This window comes from Photobacterium sp. J15, assembly GCF_963870815.1.
GTDB classification, from domain to species: domain Bacteria; phylum Pseudomonadota; class Gammaproteobacteria; order Enterobacterales; family Vibrionaceae; genus Photobacterium; species Photobacterium marinum.
Genome location: NZ_CAWMUI010000001.1, coordinates 787202 through 803988, shown reverse-complemented (window position 1 = coordinate 803988; position 16787 = coordinate 787202). Strand labels below are relative to the sequence as shown.

The following is a 16787-nucleotide window of genomic DNA, read 5'->3' as shown; positions in this document are numbered from 1 at the left end:
GTCGCCCGGCAACCCGGGCGACCGCAATGAGAGGCAAATCTTGAGCAAAATTATCACTAAAGAATTCAATCTGGAACCCGCCGATAACCAGCGTCTTTCCAGCCTTTGTGGCCCTTTCGACGATAACATCAAACAACTTGAACGCCGTTTGGGTGTAGAAATCAACCATCGCGGCAACAGCTTCAGCGTGGTAGGTAAACCACACACCGCCCAGGCAGCAGTGCACATCATCAAAACCCTGTACGTTGACACTGCCCCGGTTCGCAATAACATTCCTGACATTGAGCCTGAACAGATTCACCTTGCCATTAAAGAATCCGGTGTCCTGGAACAACATACTGAAAGCTCAATCCCTTACGGTAAAGAAGTTAACATCAAAACCAAAAAGGGTGTGATCAAGCCGCGTACACCGAATCAGGCTCAGTACATCAGCAACATGGTTACCCATGATATTACCTTTGGTATTGGCCCCGCCGGTACAGGTAAAACTTACCTTGCGGTAGCTGCCGCTGTTGATGCCCTTGAGCGCCAGGAAATCCGCCGTATCCTGCTGACCCGCCCAGCGGTTGAAGCCGGTGAAAAACTGGGCTTCCTGCCAGGTGATTTAAGTCAGAAAGTCGACCCTTACCTGCGCCCACTGTATGACGCCCTGTTTGAAATGCTGGGCTTTGAGCGCGTAGAAAAGCTGATTGAGCGTAACGTAATTGAAGTTGCCCCGCTGGCTTACATGCGTGGCCGTACTCTGAATGATGCCTTCATCATTCTGGACGAGAGCCAGAACACCACGGTCGAGCAAATGAAAATGTTCCTGACCCGTATCGGTTTCAACTCTCGTGCCGTGATCACCGGTGATGTTACTCAGATCGACTTGCCTCGCGGTGCCCGTTCCGGCCTGCGCCATGCAATCGAAGTACTGTCGGATGTAGACGAAATCAGCTTCAACTTCTTCCAAGCCGATGACGTTGTCCGCCATCCGGTCGTCGCACGTATCGTTCAGGCCTATGACAAATGGGAAACTGAAGATCAGAAACAACGCAAGCTTGCCGAGCAACGCCGCCGTGAACAACAACAGGCTACAGCTCCCCTTGCCGCAACAGAAAGTAACAATTAATGGCAATTTACCTAGATCTACAATACGCCACTGAAAACCAGGAAGGCATGCCGGGCGAAGCCGAGTTTCAACAATGGCTGGATGCAGCAATTACGCCATTCCAACCTGATGCTGAAGTCACAATCCGCCTGGTTGATGAAAAAGAAAGCCACGCACTGAACCATGAGTACCGCGGTAAGGACAAACCAACCAACGTTTTGTCATTTCCGTTTGAAGCCCCTCCGGGCATTGAGATGGATCTGCTGGGTGACTTAATTATCTGCCGTCAGGTGGTTGAAAAAGAAGCTCGAGAGCAGAATAAACCGTTAAATGCCCACTGGGCGCATATGGTTGTACATGGCAGTCTCCATCTGCTAGGTTATGACCATATTGAAGATGATGAAGCTGAAGAAATGGAAGGCTTGGAAACGGAAATCATGGTAAAGATGGGCTTTACCGATCCGTACGCCGAAGAAAAGCTGTAACCTTTTCCGAAAGCCGTTGTCGAAGATTTAAATACAATCCCGTGGCACCGCCACTCAACTGACAGAGAATTATTTCTTACAAGCAATGAACGAAGATAACTCGCAAAATTCTGAAGGTCCGAGTAGAAAGTCCTTCTTTGAACGTATTGGCCAACTATTCCAGGGTGACCCCCAAAACCGTGAAGAGCTGGTCGAAGTTTTCCGTGATTCGGAAGAAAACGATTTGATCGACCATGACACCCGCGACATGCTGGAAGGTGTAATGGAAATCTCGGAAATGCGTGTTCGTGACATCATGATCCCGCGCTCCCAGATGGTCACAATCGAGCGTTCTCAGAAGCTGGAAGACCTGATTGATTTAATTGTTGATGCCCAACACTCCCGCTATCCGGTGATCAGTGACGATAAAGATCATGTTGAAGGCATTTTGCTGGCCAAAGATCTACTGCGTTACCTGCTCCCGAACAGCGAACCATTTGATATGGACAAAGTGCTTCGCCCGGCCGTTGTCGTGCCGGAAAGCAAACGCGTTGACCGCCTGCTGAAAGAGTTCCGCGAGGAGCGCTACCACATGGCAATCGTGGTCGATGAGTTTGGTGGGGTATCCGGTGTTATCACCATTGAAGACATCCTGGAGCAAATTGTCGGCGAAATCGAAGACGAATTCGACGACGAAGAAGAACAGGATATCCGTCAGTTAAGTAAGCATACTTTCTCGGTTAAAGCACTGACGACCATTGAAGACTTCAACGAAATGTTCCAGACCCGCTTCAGTGATGAAGAGGTCGATACGGTTGGCGGCCTGGTTATGACCAGCTTCGGTCACCTGCCAAACCGGGGGGAAATCGTTGAACTCGACGGCTATTCGTTTAAAGTGACGTCGGCCGATAACCGCCGGGTTATTCAGTTGCAAGTGACAGTGCCGCATGAAGCACATCAACCGACAACGACATCATAAATAATGAAAAAAACTTCATTACAAACGCTGGGGCGGCTTTTGCCAGCCGCTCCGGCGGGTGCGCTCGCCACCCTTTCGTTTGCACCTTATAACCACTGGTATCTCGCACCGGTTTCTCTTTTTGCCTTCTTTTACCTGCTCCAAAATCAAACGGTCAAACGTTCAGCCCTGATCGGCTTCCTGTGGGGACTGGGCCTGTTCGGCACCGGGATCAGTTGGGTACATGTCAGTATTGATACTTTTGGCGGCATGCCAAAGATTGCCAGCCTATTTTTAATGAGCATACTGATAGGCTACCTGGCACTTTTTCCTGCAACCTTTGGTGCCCTTTTCAATCGCTTTAACCGCGGTCGCCCGTTCCATCAGTTGCTTCTGAGCGGTCCGGTACTATGGCTGCTACTCGACTGGTTCCGCGGTTGGTTCCTGACCGGCTTCCCCTGGCTTTGGATGGGCTACAGCCAAATTGACAGCCCACTGGCATCCATAGCACCAATTCTTGGGGTTGAAGGAATCACACTGGCATTGATTCTGTGCAGTGCCGCGCTTGTTGCAGCCTTGAGCTACCGAAATTGGAAGCCTCTGCTGATCCCAGTCGCAATAATGATAATCAGCACCTTTGCCAGTACGATTCAATGGGTAACCCCGGCTCCGGAAAAAAGTGTCGACGTAGCCCTGATCCAGGGCAATATCTCACAGGCCATGAAATGGCTGCCAAGCCAGCGCTGGCCAACCCTGATGAAATATACCGACCTGACCCGTGAGAACTGGGATGCAGATATTATCATCTGGCCGGAAGCGGCAATCCCTGCACTGGAGACCCAAGTACCAAGTTTTCTCCAGAACCTGGACAGTGCAGCTCGCTACAATCAGACCACAGTGATCACCGGAGTGTTGGATCAAAAGCCTAACGGGGAGTACTTCAATAACATTCTGACGTTGGGTATGAATGAAGCAAGCTCTTACAAGTACGAAACAGCCAACCGCTACAGCAAACACCATCTGCTGCCGTTCGGCGAATTTGTCCCGTTCGGTGAATTGCTGCGTCCACTGGCTCCTTTCTTCAATCTGCCGATGTCATCTTTCAGCCGGGGGGAATTTATCCAGCCCAATCTGGAAGCCAGCGGCTATTCACTGGCACCGGCTCTTTGCTATGAAATCGCCTTTAGCGAACAAGTTCGGCAAAATGTCAGCCTGGACACAGAGCTATTGCTGACCCTGTCAAACGATGCCTGGTTCGGTAAATCTATCGGCCCATTCCAGCACATGGAAATTGCTCAGATGCGTTCTCTGGAACTCGGCAAGCCGTTGCTTCGCGCCACCAACAACGGCGTCACTGGCGTTGTCGATCATACCGGCCGTATCGTTAAGCAAATCCCGCAGTTTGAAACCGCTGTATTACGGGCAACAGTTGTACCAACAGAAGGCCTGACACCTTACACCACGCTGGGCAGCTGGCCACTCTACTTTTATGTATTGTGCTCACTTATGCTGTCTGCGGCTCTGATCCGCCGCAAGAGCAGCCATTTGCGAGATCACCGTCCACAAGCCAGTGATTAACAGCAAAAAGACGCAGAAATAGCTGAATATAAACTGAAAAGGCGAAGATTAATTCTTCGCCTTTTTTTCCGTATTGCTAAGATAAAATCAGAACTCACCTCATACGGAAACACAATGAAAGCCATCAACCGACTCTTTACTATGCTGGGCTCACTGGCCCTGCTATGTGTTGCCTCAGGCTCTGTAGCCAACGAAGATCTTGATACTCAGGCGACACTGGAAAAATTCCAGACAGCGCCACAAACTCAGCCTTTTTTCAATTCAGCCTACGGCTACGCTGTATTTCCGTCTGTCGGCAAAGGAGGCTTCTGGGTTGGAGGGGCTTATGGCAGTGGTAGCGTCTATCAGAACCACCAACTCACCGGCACCGCCAAACTCTACCAGGTCTCATTCGGCCTTCAGTTCGGAGGACAATCTTACAGTGAGATCATCTTTTTCCAGGATAAACGGGCTTATGAGCGTTTCACCAGCGGCAGCATCGAATTGGACGCTCAGGCATCAGCAGTTGCCCTGACAGAAGGCGCTCAGGCTAAAGCAGGAACCGCCGGACTGAGTGCAAGCTCCGGTCAGCAATATGTCGATGCCAACTATACCAACGGACTGGCTGTCTTTACTTATGCCAAAGGCGGCATGATGATTGAGGCTTCTCTGGCGGGACAAAAGTTCAGTTATGAACCTCTGGGAAAAACCAAGTGATTTAAACGGCATTCAGCATTTTGTTAAAGCCAATGAGTGCCGCATTTACCAAAGCAACCTCACTGTCACATTCCGCTTGATCATAATCACGATATTAAATATGGCAATATCGACACATAATTAGAAAATAAATCTCAATTTATGCTCCATTATCAAATGATAATTTGGCTGAATATCACTATTTCAAATTAACCCTCTGAAAACATCAATTCTTTTTTTGATATGCATTTGATTTCTTATAGTTCTTTCTGAAAAAAACAATTTCTTTGTCAACACTTGGGGCTGAGGAGCCATTACTACCTCATAACAACAAAGATATAAACAAGGAAGAAAAATGAGAACCATACCTACTGCAACAGCACTGGCTGTGCTCATTGCTACCTGCCCGGCCCTTGCTCAAAATAACGAACTTATTACAGATCAGATCATCGTTAAATACCGCAGCCACAGCCCTGTTATGCTCGCGGAATCAGCCACGGATAACAGTGTGGCTCACTTACAGCAAATTACGGACAGTGAAGTGCTTTATGTTCGTCCAAGTTCTAACAACACTCATGTGCTAAGAGTACCGGATCAGCAGGATCTGGATACAGTGATTAAGCAGCTTCGCCAGGATCCTAACATTGAATACGCCGAGCCTGACCGCATTATGTGGCCGACAGCGATTCCTGACGATCCCGGCTACTCTCTGCAATGGCATTATTCTTCTGCGGTAAGTGGTATAAATATGCCAAAAGCCTGGGACATCACTACAGGCAGCCCTGATGTTGTTGTTGCGGTCATTGATACCGGTGTTCGCTTTGATCACCCGGATCTGATGAATAACTTACTTCCTGGCTATGACTTTATTAAGAACGCCGCAGGTGCCCGTGATGGCGACGGCCGCGATGCTGATGCAACAGACGAAGGTGACTGGCTGGTTGCCGGTCAGTGCGGAAGAAACTACCCGCCTCGTGACAGAAACTCATCATGGCACGGTACCCACGTAGCCGGTACCATTGCTGCCGAAGGCAACAACGGACAAGGTGTCACAGGTGTATCCTGGAATACCAGAATCCTGCCTGTAAGGGTATTGGGTGCTTGTGGTGGTTACACATCTGACATTACAGACGGTATGCGCTGGGCGGCAGGTCTATCTGTTCCGGGTGCGCCAGCAAACCCTTATCCAGCCCAAGTACTGAACCTGAGCTTGGGTGGTCAGGGAGCATGTGGTTATACCTATCAGCAAACAGTCAATGAAGTACGTGCTGCAGGTGCAACCGTTGTTGTTGCCGCCGGTAACGACAACCTTAACGTCCGTGATTTTAATCCGGGTAACTGCCAGGGTGTAATATCTGTAGCCGCCAACAACAAAGAAGGTAACCGCGCTTTCTACTCTAACTTTGGTGACATGATTGATATTACTGCGCCAGGTGGTGGTCGCTCTGAAGGCATTCTATCGACTTACAACACTGGTAAGCGCCAAGCCGAGAAGAACAGCTACAACTACTCAATGGGTACCAGTATGGCAACCCCACACGTTGCCGGTGTCGCAGCTCTGATGTATTCACTAGATGCAAGCCTGACTCCGGATCAAGTCGAGCAATACATCAAAGAAACCGCTCGTCCGTTCCCAGCAGGCAGTACCTGTAACACTGCGATCTGCGGTACAGGTATTATTGATACTCTCGCAGTTCTGGAACGCGTGAAAGGTGTTCAACCTACACCAAAACCAACACCACAGCCTGGTACCGTTGACTGCAGCAACATGCCTTTGTGGTCAGCTTACAATGTTTATCAGACTGGCGAACAGATCCAGCAAAATGGCGTCGCTTACGAGGCAAAATGGTGGAGCCAAAATCAATCCCCTGCAGATAACAGCTCTGATTGGGGCGTATGGACTAAACTTGGGCAGTGCAAATAACCAACTGACTTAAAACCAACAGCGGGCCAATCGGCCCGCTGTTTTTTTATTGTGTTTTTATGTTTGAAGAAGAGTACGAGTTTTCAATTAATACTGGTGATATTCAAGGAGACAACGGTCGACGGGTAAATTGGGTATGACCACAATGCGGACACGGTTCAAGCCGTTTTACATGGGTGAACTGTTCGTGGTAACCACATTTTTCGCAAACCAGATTACCAAGCCCGACAATCTCACCGGCCTGATAGACGCCCTGGTGCTGTAGGTCATCCATCACTTCGTGCCATTCGAGCTGAGTCTTATCGGTTGCTTCCGCCAGACCACTCCAGATGGTTTCTGACACTAGTTTATAGAACGGACTTTCAGAAAATGGCTCAGGGCTTTCCTTCACACTCTGGGCAAATTCTTGCATATCGCGCTTGAGGTAAGCTGAAATCAAAGCCAACTCATCTTTGGTCATGTCGCTGGCAGCCTGACGATACTTAGCAGTGAGCTCCCCCCAATGCTTTAGCTCATCCGGACTGTGCTTCAAAGTTTCTGTCACCTGCTCAAGCAGAGCTTCGTATTCCTTTTTTTGCTTAGCCATAGGTCACCTCCTAGTTCTGTGGCTCAATTCTGGCTATTTGAGGAATAAACTCCTGCAATCTGGATAAGAACTAACAATTACTCTCCGAATTGGCCTCAGCTATTGTTGACACCTCTACCTTTAGTTATTCTATGTCGATTATATTGAAAGTGTATGTACTTAACTCACAAAATCCTGGATGTCATCGATGCAAGAACAATATCGCCCACAGGACATTGAACAGAAGGTTCAAGAGCACTGGGACAACAACAAAACCTTTGTTGTAAGTGAAGACCCAAACAAAGAAAAATTCTACTGTCTCTCCATGTTCCCGTACCCAAGCGGTCGACTGCACATGGGTCACGTTCGTAACTACACCATCGGTGATGTGATTTCTCGTTACCAGCGCCTTCAGGGCAAGAACGTTATGCAGCCAATCGGCTGGGACGCATTCGGCCTGCCTGCAGAAAACGCCGCGGTGAAGAACAAGACAGCACCTGCTCCTTGGACTTACGAAAACATTGAATACATGAAGAACCAGCTGAAACTGCTGGGCTTCGGTTACGACTGGAAGCGTGAATTCGCGACCTGTACGCCTGAATACTACCGCTGGGAACAAGAGTTCTTCACTAAGCTGTACAACAAAGGCTTGGTTTACAAGAAGACCTCTTCAGTTAACTGGTGTCCGAATGACCAGACAGTACTGGCAAACGAGCAGGTTGAAGACGGCTGCTGCTGGCGCTGTGACACTCCGGTAGAGCAGAAAGAAATCCCACAGTGGTTTATCAAGATCACTGAATACGCTCAGGAACTATTGGACGATCTGGAGCAACTGGATGGCTGGCCTGAAATGGTTAAGACCATGCAGCGCAACTGGATTGGTCGTTCTGAAGGTGTAGAACTGAAGTTTGCTGTTAAGGGCCACGAAGATCTGGAAGTGTACACCACTCGTCCGGATACCCTGATGGGTGTAACTTACGTTGGTATCGCAGCCGGTCACCCACTGGCAGCAGCAGCGGCAGAAAACAACCCTGAGCTGGCAGCATTTATCGAAGAATGCCGTAACACCAAAGTTGCTGAAGCAGAGCTGGCAACGATGGAGAAAAAAGGCATGGCGACCGGCCTGACTGCGATTCACCCGCTTAACGGCCGTGAAGTACCGGTTTACGTCGCTAACTTCGTTCTGATGGACTACGGTACAGGCGCAGTAATGGCTGTCCCTGCACACGACCAGCGTGACTTTGAATTCGCAACTAAGTACGGCCTGGATATCATCCCGGTTATCAAGCCTGCTGACGGCAGCGAGTTGGACATCTCTGAAGCAGCATACACTGAGAAAGGTGTTCTGTTCGATTCGGGTGAATTCGACGGCCTGGGCTTCCAGGAAGCATTCGATGCGATTGCGGCGAAACTGGAATCTGAAGGCAAAGGCAAGAAAACTGTTAACTTCCGTCTTCGCGACTGGGGTGTATCTCGTCAGCGTTACTGGGGTGCGCCAATCCCGATGGTAACGACTGAAGATGGTGAAGTTCATCCGGTACCGGCTGACCAGTTGCCGGTGATCCTGCCTGAAGACGTGGTAATGGACGGCGTTACCAGCCCAATCAAAGCTGACAAGTCGTGGGCTGAAACCACAATCAACGGCCAACCTGCGCTGCGTGAAACAGATACCTTCGATACCTTCATGGAATCGTCTTGGTACTACGCGCGTTACTGCTCACCTCAAGCTGACGAAATGCTGGACTCTGATGCAGCAAACTACTGGCTGCCTGTTGACCAGTACATCGGTGGTATCGAACACGCGTGTATGCACCTGCTGTACTCTCGCTTCTTCCACAAACTGCTTCGCGACTGTGGCATGGTAAACAGCGACGAGCCGTTCAAGCAGCTGCTGTGTCAGGGCATGGTGCTGGCTGATGCGTACTACTACAACAACGACAAAGGTGCGAAAGTATGGGTTGCTCCAACTGACGTAACCGTTGAGCGTGACGAAAAAGGCCGCATCACTAAGGCTGTAGACAACGAAGGCAACGAAGTTATGCACTCAGGCATGACTAAGATGTCTAAGTCTAAGAACAACGGTATCGACCCGCAGGAAATGGTCGACAAATACGGTGCTGACACCGTTCGTCTGTTCATGATGTTTGCATCACCGGCTGACATGACACTGGAATGGCAGGAATCAGGCGTTGAAGGTGCGAACCGCTTCCTGAAGCGTGTATGGAAACTGGTTCACGACCACACAGCTAAAGGTGAGGTTGAAGCTCTGGATGTTGCCGCTCTGACTTCTGATCAGAAAGCACTGCGCCGCGACGTTCACAAGACCATCGCTAAAGTAAGCGACGACATCGGCCGCCGTCAGACATTCAACACCGCGATTGCTGCAATCATGGAGTTGATGAACAAGCTGGCTAAAGCATCTCAGGAAAGCGCACAAGACCGTGCCCTGCTGGACGAAGCACTGAAAGCTGTTGTTCGCATGCTTTACCCAATGACTCCGCACATCAGTTTTGAAATGTGGAAAGCACTGGGCGAGTCAGACATCGACCACGCAGAGTGGCCTGCTGCTGACGAGAAAGCACTGGTTGAAGACGAGAAGCTAATCATCGTTCAGGTTAACGGTAAGCTGCGTGCCAAGCTGACTGTGCCAGCAGATGCAACCAAAGAGCAGGTTGAAGAGCTGGCGCTGAACGACGAGAACGTTACTAAGTTCACTGACGACAAAACTGTTCGTAAAGTGATCTACGTACCAGGTAAATTGCTGAACATTGTTGCAAACTAAAAAGTTGCGAACTAAAGCAATTTATTTGTGCCTAACCTGTGGTCCCCGCGTGTCGGGGACCATGGATGGCTCCTGCCGGTCCACCCTATCCCTTACCCGGCTCAACCGTGTTGACCGGTCAGTTATCACTAACTTTTTCATGGAGCAGACTCGGTGAAAGCTTTCTTATCCCTAAAAAGCACTATCCGAACCCTCTTGGTAGTCGTCATGGCCCTGGCCACGGCATCCTGTGGTTTCCACCTTCGCGGTAACTACATGCTACCTGATGATATCGCCAAACTATCCCTGACCAGCTTTGACCGTTACGGCCCATTGACTCGTGAGGTTAAATCCCAATTCAATCTGCATGGTATCGAAGCCGTTCCGCCATCACCGACAGTGCCCAACCTGCACCTGATCAGTGAATCAAGCGGCGAACGTACCCTGTCGCTATACCAGAACAGCCGCGCGGCCGAATACGAACTGACTTATACCGTCAGTTACCGTATTGTGGTTCCGGAAAAAGGCAGCCAGACCTATAGCACTAAGGTTAACCGTACTTTCCTTGATAACCCGCTGACAGCACTGGCAAAATCTGTCGAACGAGACATGATTAAAGACGAAATGCGCGAACAAGCTGCCCGCCAGATCATGCGCCAGCTGGCTCGCTTAACCGCCGTTTTCAATAAGATGGAAGAAGAAGAGCTGGAAGCGATGATGGACGACAACACCGCATCAAATACCAGCGTCACAACGGAAGCTGTGCAGGATACCCAGGCAGCCAATGCCCTGTTTACCAATGACAACAGCCCGAGCAACAAAGCAGAATGAGAATCTACCCGGAACAACTGGCGCAGCAACTTGGAAAAGGGCTGCGTCAGGCCTATCTCCTGTTTGGTAACGAACCACTCCTGAAACAGGAATGCGGCGATCAAATCAAGCTGGCAGCACAACAAGCCGGATTTGACGAACGCCACGCCTTTACCATTGATGCCCAGCTCGACTGGAACCAGATCCTTGACTGTACTCAGGCCATGAGCCTATTTTCAGCCCGGCAGATCATTGAACTGGAAGTCCCGGAGTCCGGCCTTAACGCCAACCAGGCGAAAGCCCTGCAGGAAGTGATTGCAACACTACACAGCGATATTCTGCTGCTGATGCACGGCCCGCGCCTCAACAAGAAACAGGAAAATGCCAAGTGGTTCAAGTCTGTGGCGGAATTGGGGCTGTATATCCCATGCAACACCCCGGATGCCCGTCATCTGCCTCGCTTTATTCAGGGGCGCTGTCAGCACCTGGGACTGAAGCCTGACCATGAATCCGTACTTATGCTGGCGCAGTGGCACGAAGGTAACTTGCTGGCACTGGCACAGAGCCTGCAGAAACTCACCCTGCTCTATCCCAACGGAAAACTGACGGTTGCTCACCTTGAAGAAGCGTTGAGCCGACATAACCACTACACTCCGTTCCAGCTGTTAGATGCCTTGCTGGCCGGTCAGAGCAAACGAAGTCAGCGCGTACTCCGCCAATTGGAAGGTGAAGGCATTGAGCCTGTTATTCTGCTACGCACCCTGCAACGAGAACTTACTCAGCTGTACAAAATGCAGGAAATGGGCAGTAAAGGTACGCCACTGAACATCATTTTTGAACAGTTCAGGATTTGGCAAAGTCGTCGCGAGGTATATATAGGCGCTCTGCACCGTCTACCGCTTGTAACCCTGATACACCTATTGCAACAACTGGCTCATTTGGAAGTGCAGGTAAAAACGAATTTCGATTACCAGCCGTGGCCAGCATTATCTGCCTTATGTGCCGAAATGTGCGGAATACAAACACACACAATGGCAAAATTGTAAAATTACAGCCAACTTGTATCGTACAAGGTTGTGCATGGTATACTGCGCCGCTAAATTGTGACTCAGCCTGGGCTGAGGCCAATAATTAACACCAATTCACTCAAATGAGGGGATCCCTTTGCAGGTTCAAGAACTACACGATTTCATCGTAGATAAAGTTGACGATATCAAAGCTAAAGACATTGTGACTATCGACGTACGCGGTAAGTCGAGCATTACCGACTTCATGGTCGTTTGTACCGGTACATCAAACCGCCACGTTGCTTCTATTGCCGATCACGTTAACAAAGAATCCAAGCTGATCGACTTCCCTCCTTTCGGTATCAGCGGCGAAGAAGACGGCGAATGGGTAATTGTTGATATGGGAAGCGTGATGCTGCACATTATGCAGGAAGACGCACGTAACCTGTACCAACTGGAGAAGCTTTGGGGCTAACTGACGATGAAGCTTCAATTGATTGCTGTCGGCACCAAGATGCCGAAATGGGTTGAAGAAGGCTATAAAGAATACAGCCGACGCTTCCCGAAAGACATGCCGCTGGAACTGATTGAGATCCCGGCAGGAAAACGAGGCAAGAATGCCGACATCGCCCGTATTCTGCAAAAAGAAGGCGAAGCAATGCTAGCAGCGGTTCCCAAAGGTAACCGCATTGTTACTCTGGATATTCCGGGTAAGCGCTGGGACACTGAGCAACTGGCTGATCAACTGGAAAGCTGGAAGCTGGACGGACGCGATGTATCAATCCTGATCGGCGGACCGGAAGGGCTGGCACCAGCCTGTAAAGCCGCAGCAGATCAAAGCTGGTCATTGTCTCCCCTGACTTTACCTCATCCTCTGGTTCGAGTGGTGATGGCCGAAAGCCTTTACCGCGCGTGGAGTATTACCGCCAACCACCCTTACCACAGAGAATAATTGCCAATGAGACAAAAGCGAACCCAGATCCGCGACCACCGCGCTGAGTCGGCACTCTTTTTCCGCCGTGCTCTTGTCTCATTTATCGGCATCATCGTGCTGGTAAGTGTGCTGCTGGCAAACCTGTATAACATTCAGGTTCGCCAGCATGAAGACTACCAAACACGTTCTAATGACAACCGGATCAAAGTTGTTCCGGTTGCTCCTAACCGCGGGCTGATCTACGACCGCAATGGTATTCTGCTGGCTGAAAACCGCCCTGTTTATTCCCTGGAAATCACCACAGAAAAAGTGCCTGATCTCGAAGAAACCTTTATCGGCCTTAAAGATCTGATGGGGATAACTGACGAAGACATCCAGCGATTCCGAAAAGAGCGCCGCCGTACCCGTCGCTTTAAATCTGTTCCGATGCTTAACCAGCTGACAGAAGAGCAGGTTGCGTTGTTTTCCGTCAACCAGCACCAATTTCCCGGCGTTGAAGTTAAAGCATACCTCAAACGCTATTACCCTTATGGTGAAGCCCTGACTCATGTTCTGGGTTATGTCGCCAAGATCAACGATCGCGATTTACAGAAGCTGGAACGCGATGAAAAGATCAACAACTACAAAGCCACCCGCGATATCGGCAAGATCGGTATCGAAAAATATTATGAAGATCTGCTGCACGGTACTTCCGGCTATCAAGAAGTCGAGGTCAACAGCCGTGGCCGGATCATCCGCACCCTGAAATATGTTCCCCCGGTTCCGGGCAAAGATATTCGACTGAATCTAGATATAGAGCTACAACTGTATGTCCAGGAACTGCTGACCGAACGCAAGCTGGATCCGGATACCGGCGAAGAAATTATCAAACGTAAACGTGGTTCTGTAGTGGTTCTTGACCCGCGTGACTCCTCGGTACTGGCGATGGTGTCCAGCCCGAGTTATGACCCGAACCTGTTCGTTCATGGCATTTCCGGTAAGAAATACCGCGAGCTGCTGCACGATAAAAACCGTCCTCTGGTTAACCGCATCACTTTAGGTATCTATCCGCCGGCATCCACCATTAAGCCAATGATTGCCGTAGCTGCGCTGACTGAAGGGGTGATCACCACCCGAACCACCCGAAATGATCCGGGTTACTGGAAAATACCAAACTCCAAGAGCCGGGCCTTCCGTGACTGGCGTCGTTGGGGCCATGGCAAGGTTAATATCTACAAGGCAATCGAAGAATCTGTCGATACTTTTTACTACCAGATAGCCTATGATCTCGGTATTGACCGCCTGTCTGACTGGATGAGGCGTTTCGGTTTCGGTGAATACACAGGTATAGATATCCACGAAGAGAGCCAGGCCAATATGCCGACCCGTGAATGGAAGCAGGCTCGCTTCCGCAAACCTTGGTACCAGGGTGACACAATCCCAGTTGGTATCGGCCAGGGTTACTGGACGGCTACCCCGCTCCAGATCGCCAAAGCAACCACAGTATTAGTTAATAATGGTGTTGTTAAAGCGCCGCACCTGCTCAAAGATATTATCGGTGAAGACGGTGAGAAGCCGGCTAAATTTGATGACTATCCGCCTATCGTTAATGTCGATCCAAAGTTCTGGGACGTCGCTAAAGAAGGTATGTATCAGGTACTGTTCGGCAAAAAAGGGACAGCAAGACGAGCATTCCACGGCGCAACATACAAGGCCGGTGGTAAATCCGGTTCGGCCCAGGTATTTGGCTTAGCCGAAAACCAGAAATACAACGCCGAAGAGCTGGAAGAGCACCTGAGAGACCATGCCCTGTTTACCGCTTTTGCTCCGTTTGATAAACCTGAAATCGTCGTATCTATGGTATTGGAAAATGCCGGTGGCGGCTCATCCAACGGTGGTCCGGTTGCCCGTAAAATCTTCGACCATATGCTGTTAAAACCCGTGGACGAACAGTCACAACAGGCAGTAAGGGATGCTAAGTTAGCCGAGGTGAACCAATGAGTATCATGGACGCGACAGGAAAGAAAAAAACACTCGGCGACCGCCTACATCTGGATATCCCGCTATTGCTGGGCATCCTGACTCTGATGGGTTTTGCCCTGATGGTAATGTACAGTGCCAGCGGGCAGAACTTGGCGATGATGGAACGCCAGGCTGTACGTATGCTCTTGTCGCTCGGGATCATGTTTATTCTGGCACAAATTGCTCCCCGGCATTACGAAACATGGGCTCCCTACCTATTTGGTGTCGGGCTGTTGCTGTTACTCGGAGTACTCCTGTTCGGTGAAGCCTCCAAAGGGGCACAGCGCTGGCTGAACCTAGGATTTGTTCGCTTTCAGCCTTCTGAGCTAATAAAACTGGCCGTACCGCTAATGGTGGCACGCTTTATCGGCAAGCAACCACTGCCCCCGACTCTGCGTAACATTGTCATTGCCCTTGTCATGGTTTTTGTGCCGACGATCCTGATTGCCAAACAGCCGGACCTCGGTACATCCATTCTGATCGCAGCTTCAGGGATCTTTGTGCTGTTTCTGTCCGGGATCAGCTGGCGACTCATTGGGGCAGCGGCTGTGATGCTGGGCGCATTCATCCCTGTTTTATGGCTCTTCCTAATGCGTGATTATCAGCGTCAGCGGGTACTTACTCTGTTTAATCCAGAGTCTGATCCACTCGGAGCCGGCTACCACATTATCCAGTCAAAGATCGCTATAGGCTCAGGAGGCCTGGTCGGCAAAGGCTGGCTGCACGGCACCCAGTCCCAGCTGGAGTTCCTGCCTGAACGCCATACCGACTTCATCTTCGCCGTCATTGCTGAAGAATGGGGACTATTCGGCGTGCTTTGCCTGCTTGGTATCTACCTGTTTATCATTGGACGCGGCTTATTACTGGCAAGCCGGGCCCAGACCGCCTTTGGCCGTATGATGGCTGGCAGTATCGTACTGAGTTTCTTTGTCTATATCTTCGTTAATATCGGGATGGTAAGCGGCCTGTTACCTGTGGTCGGGGTTCCCCTGCCGCTGGTCAGTTATGGCGGCACCTCCATGGTAACCCTGATGGCCGGCTTCGGGATCCTGATGTCAATTCACACCCATAGAAAAATGTTGTCTAAGGCGACCTGATAAATGCGCGCATACTTTGTTTTATTTTTGTTGTTACTGACAGGCTGTAGCTCGACACCAGACAATCAACGTTACGACCTTGCTGACGATGTGGCTCCGGAATCATCACCGACACTGGATCATATCGAAGATGCACAGCCGCGCTATGAGCCTCAAAGCCTGGCAGGTAACAAAGACTACTCCCTACGCGGAAAAGACTACAAAATCGTTAACAGCAGCAGTGAATTCACTGAGGAAGGTTATGCTTCCTGGTATGGCCAGAAATTCCACGGTCACAAAACCTCTAACGGTGAAATTTATGATATGTACTCGATGACAGCAGCCCATAAAACCCTGCCGCTACCGAGTTATGTCAAAGTCACCAATACCAGCAACGGCAAAACGGCCATTGTTCGCGTTAATGACCGCGGTCCGTTTCATGATGGGCGAATCATTGACCTCAGCATGGCAGCAGCAGCGAAACTGGACATAATCAAAAACGGAACCGCACCGGTCAAAATTGAACTGATCCGGGTACAGAAACCCGAATCCACCGATGAATGGCAAAGTGCCAACCCGAACTTCTATTTTGTCCAGCTGGCAGCCGTCACCGATGCAGCTAAAGCAAAGCAGATGGCCCAACAGTTAGAACATGACTACGCAACCACTGTTGATATGAAAAAAGCTGACTCTGCTGAAGTGTACCGCCTTCGCCTTGGCCCTTATATTGACCGCGACGAGGCCATCGCTCAGCGTGATAAAGCCCAAGCAGGCAGCTATCCGGGTGCTTTTATCATCACATCTCAGCGAGAACTGGAACAAAAGCAATAATTCAGACTCTATACCCAAGTGTCCCCAACACTTGGGGGTATCGACAACTGATACACACAGATTAATGTCAAAGAATATCAAGAATCTCAAACATGCCCTGTTTCAGTAGCGGC

At 50.1% G+C, this 16787-nt stretch carries 15 protein-coding genes; 14 read left to right on the top strand and 1 reads right to left on the bottom strand.

Annotated elements, in window-relative coordinates:
• Window positions 1–40 precede the first annotated feature (40 nt).
• The 6 genes from AACQ93_RS03975 to AACQ93_RS03950 all read left to right on the top strand — a co-directional run bounded on the left by AACQ93_RS03975 (window position 41) and on the right by AACQ93_RS03950 (window position 6689).
• Window positions 41–1111 carry a PhoH family protein gene (locus AACQ93_RS03975; protein ID WP_064602375.1) on the top strand — a complete coding sequence of 357 codons (1071 nt, stop codon included), beginning with the start codon at window positions 41–43 and terminating at the stop codon, window positions 1109–1111.
• Window positions 1111–1575, top strand: a complete 465-nt coding sequence (gene ybeY, locus AACQ93_RS03970) for an rRNA maturation RNase YbeY (protein WP_064602373.1) — start codon at window positions 1111–1113, stop codon at window positions 1573–1575. The genes AACQ93_RS03975 and ybeY overlap by 1 nt, the downstream gene beginning before the upstream one ends.
• Before the next feature lie 85 nt (window positions 1576–1660).
• Window positions 1661–2533: a CNNM family magnesium/cobalt transport protein CorC gene (gene corC, locus AACQ93_RS03965; RefSeq protein ID WP_064602370.1), complete on the top strand. Its 873-nt coding sequence runs from the start codon at window positions 1661–1663 to the stop codon at window positions 2531–2533.
• A gap of 3 nt (window positions 2534–2536) precedes the next feature.
• Window positions 2537–4090, top strand: coding sequence for an apolipoprotein N-acyltransferase (gene lnt / locus AACQ93_RS03960; protein ID WP_064602368.1), 1554 nt, complete (start codon window positions 2537–2539; stop codon window positions 4088–4090).
• A gap of 114 nt (window positions 4091–4204) precedes the next feature.
• Window positions 4205–4786 carry a lipid-binding SYLF domain-containing protein gene (locus tag AACQ93_RS03955; protein WP_064602366.1) on the top strand — a complete coding sequence of 194 codons (582 nt, stop codon included), beginning with the start codon at window positions 4205–4207 and terminating at the stop codon, window positions 4784–4786.
• Window positions 4787–5120: 334 nt separating this feature from the next.
• Window positions 5121–6689 (top strand): S8 family serine peptidase, encoded by a 1569-nt coding sequence (locus tag AACQ93_RS03950; RefSeq protein WP_064602363.1) that lies wholly within the window; start codon window positions 5121–5123, stop codon window positions 6687–6689.
• A 103-nt stretch (window positions 6690–6792) separates the two neighbouring features.
• On the opposite strand, the gene AACQ93_RS03945 is transcribed toward AACQ93_RS03950, so the two are convergent.
• Window positions 6793–7275, bottom strand: a complete 483-nt coding sequence (locus AACQ93_RS03945; RefSeq protein ID WP_036801004.1) for a zinc ribbon-containing protein — start codon at window positions 7273–7275, stop codon at window positions 6793–6795.
• Window positions 7276–7462: 187 nt separating this feature from the next.
• On the opposite strand from AACQ93_RS03945, the gene leuS reads away from it, so the two are divergent.
• The 8 genes from leuS to AACQ93_RS03905 all read left to right on the top strand — a co-directional run bounded on the left by leuS (window position 7463) and on the right by AACQ93_RS03905 (window position 16674).
• On the top strand, window positions 7463–10036 hold the full coding sequence (gene leuS, locus AACQ93_RS03940) for a leucine--tRNA ligase (RefSeq protein WP_064602361.1): 2574 nt from the start codon (window positions 7463–7465) through the stop codon (window positions 10034–10036).
• Window positions 10037–10189: 153 nt separating this feature from the next.
• Window positions 10190–10846 carry an LPS-assembly lipoprotein LptE gene (locus tag AACQ93_RS03935; RefSeq protein ID WP_064602358.1) on the top strand — a complete coding sequence of 219 codons (657 nt, stop codon included), beginning with the start codon at window positions 10190–10192 and terminating at the stop codon, window positions 10844–10846.
• Window positions 10843–11871: a DNA polymerase III subunit delta gene (gene holA, locus AACQ93_RS03930; protein WP_064602356.1), complete on the top strand. Its 1029-nt coding sequence runs from the start codon at window positions 10843–10845 to the stop codon at window positions 11869–11871. The genes AACQ93_RS03935 and holA overlap by 4 nt, the downstream gene beginning before the upstream one ends.
• A 118-nt stretch (window positions 11872–11989) precedes the next feature.
• Window positions 11990–12307, top strand: a complete 318-nt coding sequence (gene rsfS / locus AACQ93_RS03925) for a ribosome silencing factor (protein ID WP_064602354.1) — start codon at window positions 11990–11992, stop codon at window positions 12305–12307.
• Window positions 12308–12313: 6 nt separating this feature from the next.
• Window positions 12314–12784, top strand: coding sequence for a 23S rRNA (pseudouridine(1915)-N(3))-methyltransferase RlmH (rlmH, locus tag AACQ93_RS03920; RefSeq protein WP_007468400.1), 471 nt, complete (start codon window positions 12314–12316; stop codon window positions 12782–12784).
• Window positions 12785–12790: 6 nt separating this feature from the next.
• A complete protein-coding gene (gene mrdA / locus AACQ93_RS03915; RefSeq protein ID WP_064602352.1) occupies window positions 12791–14746 on the top strand; it encodes a penicillin-binding protein 2 in 1956 nt (651 codons plus the stop codon).
• Window positions 14743–15864 (top strand): peptidoglycan glycosyltransferase MrdB, encoded by a 1122-nt coding sequence (gene mrdB / locus AACQ93_RS03910; protein ID WP_064602351.1) that lies wholly within the window; start codon window positions 14743–14745, stop codon window positions 15862–15864. The genes mrdA and mrdB overlap by 4 nt, the downstream gene beginning before the upstream one ends.
• A 3-nt stretch (window positions 15865–15867) precedes the next feature.
• Entirely contained in the window at window positions 15868–16674 is an 807-nt protein-coding gene (locus tag AACQ93_RS03905; RefSeq protein ID WP_064602349.1) for a septal ring lytic transglycosylase RlpA family protein, read from the top strand.
• The last annotated feature ends 113 nt before the right edge of the window (window positions 16675–16787 follow it).

Excerpts from the sequence above, each read along its gene's own strand:
- ybeY (WP_064602373.1), top strand. The coding sequence starts at position 1,111 with ATGGCAATTTACCTAGATCTACAATACGCCACTGAAAACCAGGAAGGC.
- corC (WP_064602370.1), top strand. The coding sequence starts at position 1,661 with ATGAACGAAGATAACTCGCAAAATTCTGAAGGTCCGAGTAGAAAGTCC.
- lnt (WP_064602368.1), top strand. The coding sequence starts at position 2,537 with ATGAAAAAAACTTCATTACAAACGCTGGGGCGGCTTTTGCCAGCCGCT.
- AACQ93_RS03955 (WP_064602366.1), top strand. The coding sequence starts at position 4,205 with ATGAAAGCCATCAACCGACTCTTTACTATGCTGGGCTCACTGGCCCTG.
- AACQ93_RS03950 (WP_064602363.1), top strand. The coding sequence starts at position 5,121 with ATGAGAACCATACCTACTGCAACAGCACTGGCTGTGCTCATTGCTACC.
- AACQ93_RS03945 (WP_036801004.1), bottom strand. The coding sequence starts at position 7,275 with ATGGCTAAGCAAAAAAAGGAATACGAAGCTCTGCTTGAGCAGGTGACA.
- leuS (WP_064602361.1), top strand. The coding sequence starts at position 7,463 with ATGCAAGAACAATATCGCCCACAGGACATTGAACAGAAGGTTCAAGAG.
- holA (WP_064602356.1), top strand. The coding sequence starts at position 10,843 with ATGAGAATCTACCCGGAACAACTGGCGCAGCAACTTGGAAAAGGGCTG.
- rlmH (WP_007468400.1), top strand. The coding sequence starts at position 12,314 with ATGAAGCTTCAATTGATTGCTGTCGGCACCAAGATGCCGAAATGGGTT.
- mrdA (WP_064602352.1), top strand. The coding sequence starts at position 12,791 with ATGAGACAAAAGCGAACCCAGATCCGCGACCACCGCGCTGAGTCGGCA.
- mrdB (WP_064602351.1), top strand. The coding sequence starts at position 14,743 with ATGAGTATCATGGACGCGACAGGAAAGAAAAAAACACTCGGCGACCGC.
- AACQ93_RS03905 (WP_064602349.1), top strand. The coding sequence starts at position 15,868 with ATGCGCGCATACTTTGTTTTATTTTTGTTGTTACTGACAGGCTGTAGC.